Origin of the sequence: Streptomyces sp. AV19 (assembly GCF_015999245.1) — a bacterium.
Classification (GTDB): Bacteria; Actinomycetota; Actinomycetes; order Streptomycetales; family Streptomycetaceae; genus Streptomyces.
This window is the reverse complement of sequence record NZ_JAEAMR010000004.1, coordinates 397,831-410,906: the sequence shown is the minus strand read 5'-3', so window position 1 is coordinate 410,906 and position 13,076 is coordinate 397,831. Positions and strand designations below refer to the sequence as shown.

14 protein-coding genes are annotated in these 13,076 nt (G+C 73.4%); 3 read left to right on the top strand and 11 right to left on the bottom strand.

The window, feature by feature from the left end; translation table 11 throughout:
* Positions 1-59: 59 nt before the first annotated feature.
* Positions 60-266 (bottom strand): hypothetical protein, encoded by a 207-nt coding sequence (locus I5Q34_RS06660; protein WP_004944922.1) that lies wholly within the window; start codon positions 264-266, stop codon positions 60-62.
* A gap of 391 nt (positions 267-657) precedes the next feature.
* A complete protein-coding gene (locus tag I5Q34_RS06655) occupies positions 658-939 on the bottom strand; it encodes an acylphosphatase (protein ID WP_199891207.1) in 282 nt (93 codons plus the stop codon).
* Positions 940-1,097: 158 nt separating this feature from the next.
* Between I5Q34_RS06655 and I5Q34_RS06650 the strand changes: the two genes are divergently transcribed.
* Entirely contained in the window at positions 1,098-2,375 is a 1,278-nt protein-coding gene (locus tag I5Q34_RS06650) for a CAP domain-containing protein (protein ID WP_199891206.1), read from the top strand.
* A 22-nt stretch (positions 2,376-2,397) separates the two neighbouring features.
* Here the strand turns inward: I5Q34_RS06650 and mutM are convergent, their stop codons facing one another.
* From mutM to rpmB, 8 genes are all read right to left on the bottom strand, one after another.
* Complete coding sequence (gene mutM, locus I5Q34_RS06645; RefSeq protein WP_199891205.1) at positions 2,398-3,261, bottom strand: bifunctional DNA-formamidopyrimidine glycosylase/DNA-(apurinic or apyrimidinic site) lyase; 864 nt, start codon at positions 3,259-3,261, stop codon at positions 2,398-2,400.
* A gap of 91 nt (positions 3,262-3,352) precedes the next feature.
* Positions 3,353-4,159 carry a ribonuclease III gene (gene rnc / locus I5Q34_RS06640; protein ID WP_199891204.1) on the bottom strand — a complete coding sequence of 269 codons (807 nt, stop codon included), beginning with the start codon at positions 4,157-4,159 and terminating at the stop codon, positions 3,353-3,355.
* Between the two features lie 19 nt (positions 4,160-4,178).
* On the bottom strand, positions 4,179-4,352 hold the full coding sequence (gene rpmF, locus I5Q34_RS06635) for a 50S ribosomal protein L32 (RefSeq protein ID WP_003951102.1): 174 nt from the start codon (positions 4,350-4,352) through the stop codon (positions 4,179-4,181).
* Between the two features lie 2 nt (positions 4,353-4,354).
* Positions 4,355-4,951 (bottom strand): DUF177 domain-containing protein, encoded by a 597-nt coding sequence (locus I5Q34_RS06630; protein ID WP_199891203.1) that lies wholly within the window; start codon positions 4,949-4,951, stop codon positions 4,355-4,357.
* Positions 4,952-5,170: 219 nt separating this feature from the next.
* Positions 5,171-6,247: an ATP synthase F0 subunit B gene (locus I5Q34_RS06625; RefSeq protein WP_199891202.1), complete on the bottom strand. Its 1,077-nt coding sequence runs from the start codon at positions 6,245-6,247 to the stop codon at positions 5,171-5,173.
* 135 nt (positions 6,248-6,382) lie between these two features.
* Positions 6,383-6,895, bottom strand: a complete 513-nt coding sequence (coaD, locus tag I5Q34_RS06620) for a pantetheine-phosphate adenylyltransferase (protein WP_234428456.1) — start codon at positions 6,893-6,895, stop codon at positions 6,383-6,385.
* Entirely contained in the window at positions 6,892-7,497 is a 606-nt protein-coding gene (rsmD, locus tag I5Q34_RS06615) for a 16S rRNA (guanine(966)-N(2))-methyltransferase RsmD (RefSeq protein WP_199891200.1), read from the bottom strand. The genes coaD and rsmD overlap by 4 nt, the downstream gene beginning before the upstream one ends.
* A gap of 169 nt (positions 7,498-7,666) precedes the next feature.
* Positions 7,667-7,852 (bottom strand): 50S ribosomal protein L28, encoded by a 186-nt coding sequence (gene rpmB, locus I5Q34_RS06610; RefSeq protein ID WP_199891199.1) that lies wholly within the window; start codon positions 7,850-7,852, stop codon positions 7,667-7,669.
* 265 nt (positions 7,853-8,117) lie between these two features.
* Between rpmB and I5Q34_RS06605 the strand changes: the two genes are divergently transcribed.
* Positions 8,118-9,764, top strand: coding sequence for a DAK2 domain-containing protein (locus I5Q34_RS06605; RefSeq protein ID WP_199891198.1), 1,647 nt, complete (start codon positions 8,118-8,120; stop codon positions 9,762-9,764).
* A 135-nt stretch (positions 9,765-9,899) separates the two neighbouring features.
* The gene (recG, locus tag I5Q34_RS06600; RefSeq protein WP_199891197.1) at positions 9,900-12,080 is read left to right on the top strand and encodes an ATP-dependent DNA helicase RecG; all 2,181 of its coding nucleotides are present in this window, start codon (positions 9,900-9,902) and stop codon (positions 12,078-12,080) included.
* Between the two features lie 198 nt (positions 12,081-12,278).
* Here the strand turns inward: recG and thiD are convergent, their stop codons facing one another.
* Positions 12,279-13,067 carry a bifunctional hydroxymethylpyrimidine kinase/phosphomethylpyrimidine kinase gene (gene thiD, locus I5Q34_RS06595; RefSeq protein ID WP_199891196.1) on the bottom strand — a complete coding sequence of 263 codons (789 nt, stop codon included), beginning with the start codon at positions 13,065-13,067 and terminating at the stop codon, positions 12,279-12,281.
* Between the last annotated feature and the right edge of the window lie 9 nt (positions 13,068-13,076).

Sequence of the window (13,076 nt, the reverse complement as noted above, 5' to 3'; positions counted from 1 at the left end):
TGCAGATTCTCGAGCGGCTGACGTTGCAGCCCGACCGGGCCCCGGGGCGGGGCGCGGGGTCAGGCGAGCGCAGGCTCCGCCTTGGATACGTCGATGCTGTCGAGCAGCGAGTCACCACGGTGAGCGGCGGCAGACAGCGCGTCGTTCTCGGCCTGCATCCGGATGAGCTCGGATTCCAGGTCCTGGACTCGCTGCTGAAGCCGTCGCATCTCGGAGAGGACTCGGGGGTCGGAGCCGCCGACGTAACCGAGAAGCGCCTTTGCCATGATGGATGGTCCTCCACACTGAGTGACCGACCTAAGCGGTGTGGGTCGTGAGGGATTCGCACCCGCGGTGCTTGCCATCGCTACTGCCGTGTTTCAATGCCAAACAGCTAAGGTGCGCGGGGCTTCCAGAGTCTCACCAAAAGGTTTGACGGTCAACACGATCACACCCCGTATCGGCGGGCGTCCCGGGGTGCGCGGCTACCGAATGGCGGCGCTTTCCCCGACCGGGCCCGGAGGGGCGTGGAGATCATCCGTTGAGAGGCAGCCTTCCATGGCCGGGGCCTCTTGGCAACCATCAGGCAATACTCGGACTCTGCATATGCCATAAGCATATGAAGGGGAAGGGCGGCGCCCTGCGCGCCGCCGCGTTCCGCATTCCTCCCGGCCCTCGTCACCGGATCTCGAAGCCGTCATAACCCCCGCGCGGAACGCCCCAGATCTCGGTCACGCCGTCCACGCGGCCGGGCGTGTCGCCGTCCCGCAGCCAGTCGAGCAGCTGTTCGCACTCCGCCCGCGGGCCCTCCGCCACCACCTGCACCCGGCCGTCCGCGAGGTTCGAGGCGAAACCGATCAGACTGCCGATCCTCAGAGCATTCTCCCGGGTGAACCATCGAAAACCGACGCCCTGCACATGACCACGAACCCAGGCAGTAAGTCGAACACAGTCGTTCATGTCTGCACGCTAACCGGCCAATTAGATAAGCAGCACTTCGGCCCCTCCTTTCATGCCGTACAGTCGCGGCTCGAAAAGACTCCCCCGTACGAGTGATGCACCGAGACGCCGAACGCGTAGGAAGGCAGCGGATGGGTCGCCATCGACGCTCTGCCCCCTTGACCTCCGATGAAGCGGCAGCCGGCCCCCGGGCAGCCAGGGCCCCCCTGACGAGCGGGACGACCGAACACCTCGACCCCGCCGAAGCACCCACCGTCCCGATCCCCATCGCGGTCCCCCCGGCCCCGGAGTGCCGCCCCGGCACCGGGCGCCACCGCAGCCCGCACCGGGCCACGGCCGCCCGCGAGGACCTCAAACCGGAGGGGGCCCCCAAGGAGCACAAGCCCCCCGCGCCGGCCCCGGCCCCCGTCGCCGCCAAGGCAACCGCGGCCAAGACGACGGCCAAAGCAACCGCGGCCAAGGCAACCGCACCGGCCAAGGCGAAGACGTCCGCGCGCACCGGGCTGCTGGGCGCCTCCGCGGCCGTGGCCATGGGCGCGGTGGCGATGGTCTCGGGGCTGCTGCCCGGCAATCCGCTGTCCGTCGGCGACAGCAGCGGCGGCGGTCACAGCGGCACCAGCGGCCAGGTCCGCGCCGACGCGCCCATCGACGTCCCGTCCGCCACGCGACAGGAGAAACCGCCCGCCGCACGCCACTTCGGCCCCACGGTCCCGGCCACCCGGCCGGAGGCCGCCGCCAGCCGGGCCTACGAGCGGGAGTCCGCCCCCGCCACGCCCGCCGCACGCGCCGCCCCGGTCGCCGCCCGTTCCTCCGCGCCCGCGTCCGCCCCTTCCTCCTCCGCACCGGCCGAGGCCAGGACGACCGGCGCCGCCGCTCCCCGCAGGGCCGCGACGGACGGGCCCACCGGCACCCCGGGCGCCGGGCCCGCCACCGTCGCGTCGCATCAGGCGGCCGCGGCCTCCGCATCGGCGTCGGCGTCGGCTTCCGCCTCGGTGCTGCCGGCCGCGGCCGGCGAAGACCACTCGGCCCATGCCGCGGCCAGAGCGGTGGACGGTCTGCGGGGTTCGGCCGCGCGCACGGTGGTCGCCCTGGTCAACGCCGAGCGGGCGAAGGCCGGTTGCCGTCCGCTGCGCACGGACACGCGGCTGAGCTCCCTCGCCCAGTCGTTCAGCGACGACATGGCACGCCGGGGCTTCTTCGACCACACCGACCCGGACGGCCGGTCCCCGTGGGACCGGGCCACCCGCCGGGGCATCAGAAACCTCGGCGGGGAGAACATCGCCCGCGGCCACCCCGACCCGCACACGGTGGTGGAGGCCTGGATGCGCAGCGCCGGCCACCGGCAGAACATCCTCAACTGCGATTACCGGTCGCTCGGCGTCGGTGTCCACCACGGTCCGGGCGGCCCCTGGTGGACGCAGGACTTCGGCTACTGACGTGCCGGGGCCGCCGGGCGTCTCAGACGCGCGGCGGCCGCTGGCAGCGGGGGCAGAAGTAGCTCGACCGGTTCATCCAGGGCCTGCGGCGCATGGGCGTTCCGCAGCGGCGGCAGGGTTCGTCCTCGCGCCCGTAGGCGTCCAACGACCGGTCGAAATAGCCGGATTCGCCGTTGACGTTGACGTAGAGGCTGTCGAAGCTGGTGCCGCCGACGGCCAGGGCCTCGTTCATGACCTCGCGGATGTGGGTGAGCAGTTCGGCGGTCCGCGGGCGGGTGAGGGTCGCCGTCGGGCGGTCGTAGTGCAGCCGCGAGCGCCACAGCGCCTCGTCGGCGTAGATGTTGCCGACGCCGCTGATCAGCGACTGGTCGAGCAGGGCGCGCTTGACCGTCGTCCGCCTGCGGCGCAGCGCGGTGTGGAAGGCGGCGTCGTCGAAGGCCGGGTCCAGCGGGTCCCGGGCGATATGGGCGATCACGTCGGGGAGGCCGTCGTCGCTGTCCGGCACGGTGTCGTGGAGCGAGAGCCCGCCGAAGGTCCGCTGGTCGACGAAGCGCAGCTCGGTCGCGACGTCATCCGCGAAACCGACGCGGACGCGCAGGTGCTTCTCGTCCGGCGCGCCCTCGGGCTGGACGAGGAGCTGGCCGCTCATGCCGAGATGGGCCAGGACCGACAGGCCCGCGGTCTCCAGCGGCAGCCACAGGTACTTGCCCCGGCGCCGCGCGGGCCCCAGCCGCTGCCCGGTGAGCCGGGCGGCGAAGTCGGCCGCCCCGGCCGGGTGGCGGCGGACGGCCCGGGGGTGGAGCACCTCGACGCGGGCGACGGTGCGGCCGCACACCCATGTCTCCAGACCGCGCCGGACGACCTCGACCTCGGGCAGTTCGGGCACGCTCTTCCTCCACGACGCGGGACGGGAAAACGGGAAAGGACGGAAAACGGCCGGCCCGGGGCGCGTGGTGCGCCCCGGGCCGGCCGGTGGTTCAGCGGGAGGAGTCCGCCGCGCCCTGCTGGGGCGCGCCTTCCTTCTCCGCCTTGGCGCGGGCCTCGGCCGCGCCGTGGATGGAGCGCCAGGCGGACTCGGCCGCCTGTTGCTCCGCTTCCTTCTTGCTGCGGCCGGTGCCGGTGCCGTACTCGACACCACCGACGCGGGCAGCAGCCGTGAAGGTCTTCTCGTGATCGGGCCCCGTCTCGGTGACCAGATACTCGGGAACCCCCAGCCCCTCCGTCGCCGTGAGCTCCTGGAGGCTGGTCTTCCAGTCCAGGCCGGCGCCGAGGTTCGAGGACTTCTCGATCAACGGGTCGAAGAGCCGGTGCACCAGCTCCCCGGCGGCGTCCAGACCCTGGTCGAGGTAGACGGCACCGATCACGGCTTCGAGGGTGTCCGCGAGGATGGACGCCTTGTCGCGTCCCCCCGTGCCCTCTTCGCCACGGCCGAGCCGGATGAAGGATCCGAGGTCGAGACCCCGGCCCACCTCGGCCAGCGCACGGGAGTTGACCACCGCGGCCCGCAGTTTGGCCAGCTGGCCCTCCGGCAGGTCCGGGTGCTTGCGGTACAGCGTGTCCGTGACCACCAGGCCGAGGACGGAGTCACCGAGGAACTCCAGCCGCTCGTTGGTGGGCAGACCGCCGTTCTCGTAGGCGTAGGAGCGGTGAGTCAGCGCACGCACCAGAAGGGCGGCCTCGAGTTTGTACCCGAGCCGCCCTTCCAGAAGCGTGAGAGACGAGGCTGCGTCCTGTGGCGCCTGTGCATTCCCGCGGGAGCGGGACGGCGTGGTGGCGTCTGACATGAAGCCTGTCACCCGCCGATCAGACCTCGAGGACCTGGCGCTTGTTGTAGGTGCCGCAGCTCGGGCACGCGATGTGCTGCTGCTTCGGCTCGTGGCAGCGCTCGCACGCCACCAGGGTGGGGACCGCAGCCTTCCACTGCGACCGGCGGTGGCGCGTGTTGCTGCGCGACATCTTCCGCTTCGGAACAGCCACGGCTACTTCTCCTGTGAGTCATCCCCGGCGGACCGGGGTGCGTTGTCCTTCTCGCCGTCCTGGTCGGAACCGGCGAGTCCCTGCAGTGCCGCCCAACGAATGTCGACGGTCTCGTGGTGGTGGTCCGGCTCGTCCGCCAGCCGCGCCCCGCATTCGGAACACAGGCCCGGGCAGTCCTCCCGGCACACCGGCTGCAGCGGCAGTGCGAGCACCACCGCGTCGCGCAGCACGGGTTCGAGGTCGAACAGGTCGTCCTCGAGGAAGAGCATGTCCTCCTCGTCGTCCTCGGCGTCGTCGTCCGCGGCCGCGATGCGGCCCCGGGCGTCGGCGTCGGGGTAGGAGTACATCTCCTGGAAGTCCGCTTCGAGCTCGCGCTCGATCGGCTCCAGACACCTTACGCACTCCCCGGTGAGCGGTGCACGGGCGGTGCCTGTGACGAGCACCCCTTCCATGACCGACTCCAGACGGAGGTCCAGCTCCACGGTCACGCCCTCGGCGATCCCGATGACCTCGATGCCGAGGTCGGCGGGGGCCGGGAGGGAGCGGGTGAGCCGCTTCAGCGCACCGGGACGCCGCCCCAGCTCGTGTGTGTCGAACACAAGAGGGGAACGGTGATCGAGGCGGGCGTTCAGGGCTTCCTGCTTTCTACGCTGCGGGCGACGGCCACACTTGCGGCACACCGTGCGGTGCGCCGAGGGCAGCCCGGATCGCGGAGTTACTCGCGACCGAAGAGCCAGGATACTGGACGGTCCGCGATCGGCCCAATCCGCTCCCGGAACCGCCCCGGTCAGGACGGGTCCGGGGAGCGGGCCGCGGGCTCAGCGCCCCTGCTCGTACCGGCGGAGCTGCTCCAGGTCGATCATGCTCGTGTCGAAGAAACTCGTCTCGTCGAGCGCCCCGCCGGAGCGCGGCGCCTGCTGCCCGTCCGCGGGCTGCCCCTGCCCCTGCTGCTGCGGGTAGGCGGCATAGCCCTGGGCGCCGCCGGTGCCGCCCTGCCAGGCGTACGGGTCGGCCTGCTGCGCGTAGCCGCCGCCCGCGGCGTAGGGGTCCGCCTGCTGCGGGAACTGCTGCCAGTCGTACGCGCCGGGCTGCGGCTCGTGCGGCGGGTAGGCGGGGGCAGGGGGCTGGTAGCCGGGGTACTCCGGCGCGGGCGGCTGCGCGGGGGCCGCTGCGGGGGCCTCCGCCAGCCCGGCGAGGAAGTCGGCGTCACTGGTGGGATGCCCCCCGGCGGAGCCGTCCCGGTCGGCCAGGGCGCCCAGTTCGTCGGTGGGACGGGCGCCCAGCAGGTTCTCCCGGCCGCGGCCCACCGCCTCCAGGGTCTTGGCCAGCACGGCGGAGACCGCCCCGAGCTTGGCGTCCACGTACGCGTCGGCGTTGTGCCGCTGCGCGGCCGGGTCGGCGCTGCGCCCGGGCAGGTCCGTGCCGTCCGGGTCCTCGGGGTCGTAGCCGTCGCCGAGGCCGAGCAGCTTCTCGCGGCCGCGCTCGACCGAGCCCCGGGTCTTGGTAAGGACGACCTCGAAGTTGGCCAGCTTGCTGTCCACGTAGTCGTCGGCCTCGGCCCGGATCTCCGCGGCCTCCCGGCGGGCCTCGGCGAGGATGCGGTCGGCCTCCTCGCGGGACTCCCGGGCGACCTCGGTGTCGGAGATCAGCGAGCCCCGGTGGGCACGGGCGGACTCGATGATCCGCTCGGCCTCCCCCCGGGCCTCGGCGACCATCTGCTCCCGGTCGCCGATGAGCTCCCGCGCCTGCGCCAGCGAGCCGGGCAGGGCGGTGCGCACCTCCTCCAGGAGGGCGAGCAGGTCGGCCCGGTTGATGACGCAGGACGCCGACATCGGCATGGAGCGGGCGCCGGCGACGGCCGCGACGATCTCGTCGAGCTTCTTCTGTACGTCCACCTGACGATCGCCACTCTCTTCCGGCTGTGATGGCAGTGCCCGGCGGTGCCGCCGCGCTGCCTGCGAACGGCACGACTGTACGGCTCGCGCCGCCCGCCCGGCAGCGACTGACGGCCCGTCAGGCCATCGGGGTCCTCAGCGGCGGGCGAGGCGCTCGGTGAGGGCCTCCAGCACGGGCGCCGGGACGAGGTGCGAGACGTCTCCGCCCCAGGCCGCGACCTCCTTGACCAGGCTGGAGGAGAGGAAGCTGTAGGTGGGGTTGGTGGGGACGAACAGGGTCTCGACACCCGAGAGGCCGTTGTTCATCTGGGCCATCTGCAGCTCGTAGTCGAAGTCGCTGACGGCCCGCAGCCCCTTGACGATGGCGGGGATCTCGCGCTGCTTGCAGAAGTCGACGAGGAGGCCGTGGAAGGACTCCACCTCCACGTTGCCGTACTCGGCGGTCACCCGGCGCAGCAGGTCTATGCGCTCCTCGACCGTGAAGAGGCCCTGTTTCGATTTGTTGATCATCACGGCCACGTGCACGACGTCGTACAGCTTGGAAGCGCGGGCGATGATGTCGAGGTGTCCATTGGTGACGGGGTCGAACGACCCCGGACAGACGGCGCGGCGCAACAACGGTGGTTCCTCGCTCTCCGGTCCATTCATGGCGTGCGTGGCGTCTGTGTGGCGGCCGCGTACGCCGAGGCGGCGCGACCGTACCAAAACGTGCCCTCGCCGTAGCGGCGGGCCCTCAGCCCCTCGAAGCCCCGCGGCCAGCGGAACTCGCCGCCCCTGGTGCTGCGCTCCACGGTGACCAGCGCGTCCTCGGCGAGCCAGCCGCCGGAGCGGAGTGTGAGGAGGATCTCGCCGAGTTCGTCATCCGTGACGGCGTAGGGCGGGTCGAGGAAGACCACGTCGTAGGGGCCGCCCGGGCCGGCGGGCCCGGCCGCGACCTGCTCCGCCTTGCCGGCCCGGACCTCGGCGCCGGGCAGGCCGACGGACCGGACGTTCTCCCGGATCACGCGGACCGCGCGGGCGTCGGCCTCCACGAGCAGGGCGTGCGCCGCGCCGCGCGAGAGCGCCTCCAGGCCGACGGCGCCGGAGCCGCCGTACAGGTCGAGGACGCGGGCGCCCTCCAGGGTGCCGAGCAGCGACGACCAGGTCGAGAACAGGCCCTCGCGCGCCCGGTCGGAGGTGGGACGGGTGCCGGTGCCCGGCGGCACGGCGAGGCGGCGTCCGCCGGCGGATCCGGCGATCACGCGGGTCATGGGGTCGGGGTCCTTTGCGGGGCGGGGTGGAGGGGGCGTCTCCCCCTCAGCCTAGGCGGTGCGGGAGCCGGGCGCCCCGGCCCCGTCCGCGGCGGGGCAGCAAAAAGCCGGCCCCGGGACCGGGACCGGCTGCGTGCAACCGAAAGGCTGCGCCACTGGCGAGAAGCCGCTAGCGCGAGACCTTGCCGGCCTTGATGCACGAGGTGCAGACATTGAGGCGCTTCGGCGTCGCACCGACCTTCGCACGAACCCGCTGAATGTTGGGGTTCCAACGGCGGGAGGTACGGCGGTGCGAGTGCGAGATGCTGTTGCCGAAGCCCGGCCCCTTGCCGCAGACGTCGCAGTTGGCAGCCACGGGTTACTCCAAAGACGGGTCATCCCCGCTCACGCGGAAACGACAGGCACGTACGGTGAATCCCTGCGTGCCGAGATCTCAGTGAGCGACCGGCAGTGTCAGGGGGATGGCCTGACTCTCGTCAGGCAACCGGAGCAGCATACAACGACCGCTCCAGGACAACGAAACTACCATGACCGGCCCTGATCCCGCCCGTCCGGGCCCCCGGGAGGCCCGGCACGGCTAGGGTGCCCAGCGTTGTTCACAGCCGACAGGAGGAGCGCAGGTGCCGCGATCGCTGGACGCCGCTGCGGTACGCGCCTGGTGCGCCCTGGCGCTCGACGCGCTCGGCCGGGCCCGCGAGGAGATCGACGCGATCAACGTCTATCCCGTGGCCGACGGCGACACCGGGACCAACCTCTACCTGACCGTCGAGTCCGCCGCCCGCGCCGTGGACGCCGTCTTCGACGCCCACGCCACCACGGGCCCGTCCTCCCGCCCGGGACTGCCGGAGACGGCCCGGGCGATGGCGCACGGCGCCCTCATCGGCGCGCGCGGGAACTCCGGCGCGATCCTGGCGCAGCTGCTGCGCGGCACGGCCGAGGTCCTGGCGGCCGGCGGTGACGAGGATCACGGCCACGGCGCTCTGCTGCGGCGGGCGCTGCGGCGGGCGGTGGAGTCCGCCTACGAGGGCGTCGCCCGGCCCGTCGAGGGCACGATCCTCACCGTCGCGGCGGCGGCCGCGGCCGCCGGCGAGCGGACCGGCGGGGACGCCACCGCCGTGGCCCGCGCGGCGCACGCGGCGGCCCGTACCGCCCTGGAGGCCACCCCCTGCCAGCTCGACGTGCTCGGCCGGGCCGGGGTGGTGGACGCGGGCGGCAGGGGCCTCGTCGAGGTGCTGGCCGCCCTGTCGGGCGCGCTCGGCGGCAGCGGCGTCCCGGTGCCCGCGAAGGCGCCCGCGCACCCGTGGCGTACTGGGGGCTGCCCGGCGGACACCGGCGACGGCGCCGCGCCGGGCGCCGGGCCCGCGTTCGAGGTGATCTACCTCCTGGACGCGGACGACGCCGCCGTCGCCAGGCTGCGCGCCCGGCTGGACGTCCTCGGCGAGTCCCTGGTCGTCGTCGGCGGGGACGGGCTGTGGAACGTCCACGTCCACGTGGACGACGCCGGGGCCGCGGTCGAGGCCGGCATCGAGGCCGGGCGCCCGCACCGGGTCCGCATCACCCACTTCGGCGCCGCGGCCGAGGAGCGCACCCGCGTCCCCGAGCGCGTCCAGCGCGCCGTCGTGGCCGTCGTCCCCGGTGAGGGACTGGCCGAGCTGTGCGCCGGGGCGGGGGCGACCGTGGTCGGCGTCCGGCCGGGCGAGCCGCCCGCCAGCGGCGAGCTCGTCCAGGCGGTGCGGCGCGCGCACGCGCACGAGGTGGTGCTGCTGCCCAACGACGCCGGCCTGCGGCACACGGCCGCCGCCGCGGCCGAACAGGCCCGCACCGAGGGCGTGCGCGTCGCCCTCATCCCCACCCGCTCCCCGGTCCAGGGCATCGCCGCGCTCGCCGTACACGAGCCCGGCCGCCGCTTCGACGAGGACGTCGTCGCCATGACCACCGCCGCCGGTGCCACCCGGTACGCCGAACTGACCGTCGCCGAGCGCCAGTCGTGGACCATGGCCGGCGTCTGCCAGGCCGGGGACGTGCTCGGCCTGATCGACGGGGACGTGGCGGTCATCGGCGAGGACCTGGCCGCGACGGCCGCGACGGTGCTGGACCGGATGCTCGCGGCGGGCGGCGAGATGGTCACCCTCGTCCTGGGCGCCGGGGTCCCCGACGCCGTCGCGGAGGGCCTGGAACGGCACGTCCGCTCCGGCCACCTCGCCGTGGACACCGTCGTCTACCGGGGTGGCCAGCAGCCCGCGGCACTGCTGATCGGGATCGAATAGCCCGCGTTGTCAGTGGCCTGGTGTGGAATGGGAACGTGCCCGCGCTCGACACTGCGATACCCCGGGGGACGACCCCCGGACCCCCAGCCGGATACCGGTGGCGCAGGCCCTGGAGAAGCAGGCCCTGGAGAAGAAGTGCTGGATGAACCTCTGAAGAAGCTCCTCGGCGGCACCACCGCGAAGGTGATGGCCGAGCACCTCGACCTGCACACCGCCGGTGACCTGCTGCACCACTACCCGCGCCGCTACGCCGAGCGCGGTGAGCTCACGCGCCTGGCCGACCTGCCGCTCGATGAGCACGTCACGGTCGTCGCCCAGGTCGCCAAGGCCGCCATGAAGACCTTCAACCACGGCCGGGGCATGCGCCTGGAGGTCGTCGTGACCGACGGCAGCGGCTCGCTGACACTGGTCTTCTTCGGGCGCGGCGCCTATGCGCGGGAGAAGGAACTGGTGCCCGGCCGGCGCGGGATGTTCGCCGGCAAGGTCTCGGTCTTCAACCGCGCCCGCCAGCTCCTCCACCCCGACTACGAGCTGCTGGACCACGACAGCGGGGCCGGTGCCGCGGAGGAGTTCGCGGGCCGGCTGCTGCCGCTCTACCCGGCCTGCAAGCAGGTCCAGTCCTGGAAGGTCGCCAAGGCCGTGGACGTGCTGCTGGCCCACTTCGAGGCCGACGGCTGGCAGGGCCTGGTCGACCCGCTGCCGCCCGCCCTGCGCGAGGGCCGGGGCCTGGCCGAGCTGCCGGACGCCCTCCGCAAGGTCCACCGCCCGCGCGCCAAGGCCGACGTCCAGACCGCCCGGGACAGGCTGAAGTGGGACGAGGCGTTCGTCCTCCAGGTCGCGCTGGCCCGCCGCCGGCACGCCGACGCCCAGCTGCCGGCCGTGGCCCGCAAGCCCGTCGAGGGCGGCCTGCTCGACGCCTTCGACGCCCGGCTGCCCTTCACCCTGACCGACGGCCAGCGCGCGGTCTCCGCCGAGATCTTCGACGACCTGGCCACCGAGCACCCGATGCACCGCCTCCTCCAGGGCGAGGTGGGCAGCGGCAAGACCTTGGTCGCCCTGCGCGCCATGCTCGGCGTGGTGGACGCGGGCGGCCAGGCGGCGATGCTCGCCCCCACCGAGGTCCTGGCCCAGCAGCACCACCGGTCCATCACCGAGATGATGGGCGACCTCGCCGAGGGAGGCATGCTCGGCGGCGCCGAGCGGGGCACCAAGGTCGTGCTGCTCACCGGCTCCATGGGCGCGGCGGCCCGCCGCCGGGCCCTGCTGGACCTGGTCACCGGCGAGGCCGGGATCGTCGTCGGCACGCACGCCCTGATCGAGGACAAGGTGCAGTTCCACGACCTCGGCCTGGTCGTCGTGGACGAGCAGCACCGCTTCGGCGTCGAGCAGCGCGACGCCTTGCGCTCGAAGGGCAAGCAGCCTCCGCACCTGCTGGTGATGACCGCCACGCCCATCCCGCGCACGGTCGCCATGACCGTCTTCGGCGACCTGGAGACGTCCGTCCTGGACCAGCTCCCCGCCGGCCGCTCGCCCATCGCCACCCACGTGGTGCCCGCCAAGGACAAGCCTCACTTCCTGACGCGCGCCTGGGAGCGGGTACGGGAGGAGGTCGAGGGCGGGCACCAGGCGTACGTGGTGTGCCCGCGCATCGGCGACGAGGACGAGAACGGCAAGTCCCCCGCCGGCGCGGACGAGGAGAAGCGGCCCCCGCTGGCCGTCCTGGACATCGCCGGGCAGCTGGCGAAGGGGTCGCTGGCCGGGCTCCGCGTCGAGGTGCTGCACGGCCGGATGCAGCCGGAGGCCAAGGACGACGTCATGCGGCGGTTCGCCGCCGGCGAGGTGGACGTGCTGGTCGCGACCACGGTGATCGAGGTCGGGGTGAACGTCCCCAACTCCACGGTCATGGTGATCATGGACGCGGACCGGTTCGGCGTCTCCCAGCTGCACCAGCTGCGCGGGCGCGTCGGGCGGGGCTCCGCGCCGGGCCTGTGCCTCCTGGTCACGGAGGCGGGCGAGGCGAGCCCGGCCCGCGCCCGGCTCGGCGCCGTGGCCGCCACGCTCGACGGCTTCGAGCTGTCCCGGATCGACCTGGAGCAGCGCCGCGAGGGGGACGTCCTGGGGCAGGCGCAGTCCGGGGCCCGGTCCTCGCTGCGGATGCTCGCCGTCATCGACGACGAGGAGGTCATCGCGGCGGCGCGGGAGGAGGCGACGGCCGTGGTGACCGCCGACCCCGGCCTGGAGCGGCTCCCGGAGCTGCGAACGGCGCTGGACGCGCTGCTGGACGCGGAGCGGGAGGAGTTCCTGGAGAAGGGGTGAGTCTGCCCCCGGCCCGCACCTTTCACCGTTTCTCGCGCGCTCCGCGCGTGGCAACGCGGCTGCGCCGCGTTCGCGGCGTTTGAGGACTCCGCCCGAAGGGCGGACGGGGTCCGGGGTCTCCCCGGGAACGGTGAAAGTGGGGGTACCCCCTCTGGGGGAGGGTCCGGGGCACCCTCACCGCGCCAGCAGCCCTACCGCCTACCGCCACCGCCACCCGTGATCCACCGGCCCGATCCCCTCCCCCAGCGCGAACCCGGCCGCGATCGCCCCCGTCACGTACTCCTTCGCCGCCGCGACGGCATCCGGCACGGAGCGCCCCCGCGCCAGCCCGCACGCGATCGCACTCGCCAGCGTGCACCCCGTCCCGTGCGTATGCCGGTTGTCATGGCGCCGCGCCCGCAGCCACCGCTCCGTCGTGCCGTCCGTGAGCAGGTCCACGGCGTCCCCCTCCAGGTGTCCGCCCTTGATCAGCACCCACCGCGGTCCCAGCTCCAGCACCGCCTCCGCCGCCGCCCGCAGGTCGGACTCGCCGCCCACGCGGACGCCGGTGAGCCACGCCACCTCATCCAAGTTCGGCGTGGCGACGGTCGCGAGCGGAAGCAGCTTCAGCCGCAGCGCGTCGCGCGCCGACGCGGCCAGCAGCGGGTCACCGTGCTTGGAGATGCCGACGGGGTCGCAGACCACGGGCGCGTCCACGCCGGCGAGCAGCCCGGCCACCGTCTCCACGAGTTCGGCCGAGGCGAGCATGCCCGTCTTCACCGCCTGGACGCCGATGTCGTCCACGACGCTGCGGAACTGCGCCCGCACGGCCTCCGCCGGCAGCGGCCAGGCCCCCTGCACGCCGCGGGAGTTCTGCGCGGTGACGGCGGTGAGCACGCTCATGCCGTGGACGCCGAGGGCGAGCATGGTCTTCAGGTCGGCCTGGATGCCCGCCCCGCCGCCGGAGTCGGACCCGGCGACGGTCAGCACACGAGGAGGTATCGGCATGGGCCCAAT

Excerpts from the sequence above, each read along its gene's own strand:
- rnc (WP_199891204.1), bottom strand. The coding sequence starts at position 4,159 with ATGTCAGACGCCACCACGCCGTCCCGCTCCCGCGGGAATGCACAGGCG.
- rsmD (WP_199891200.1), bottom strand. The coding sequence starts at position 7,497 with ATGACCCGCGTGATCGCCGGATCCGCCGGCGGACGCCGCCTCGCCGTG.
- coaD (WP_234428456.1), bottom strand. The coding sequence starts at position 6,895 with ATGAATGGACCGGAGAGCGAGGAACCACCGTTGTTGCGCCGCGCCGTC.
- I5Q34_RS06660 (WP_004944922.1), bottom strand. The coding sequence starts at position 266 with ATGGCAAAGGCGCTTCTCGGTTACGTCGGCGGCTCCGACCCCCGAGTC.
- I5Q34_RS06655 (WP_199891207.1), bottom strand. The coding sequence starts at position 939 with ATGAACGACTGTGTTCGACTTACTGCCTGGGTTCGTGGTCATGTGCAG.
- thiD (WP_199891196.1), bottom strand. The coding sequence starts at position 13,067 with ATGCCGATACCTCCTCGTGTGCTGACCGTCGCCGGGTCCGACTCCGGC.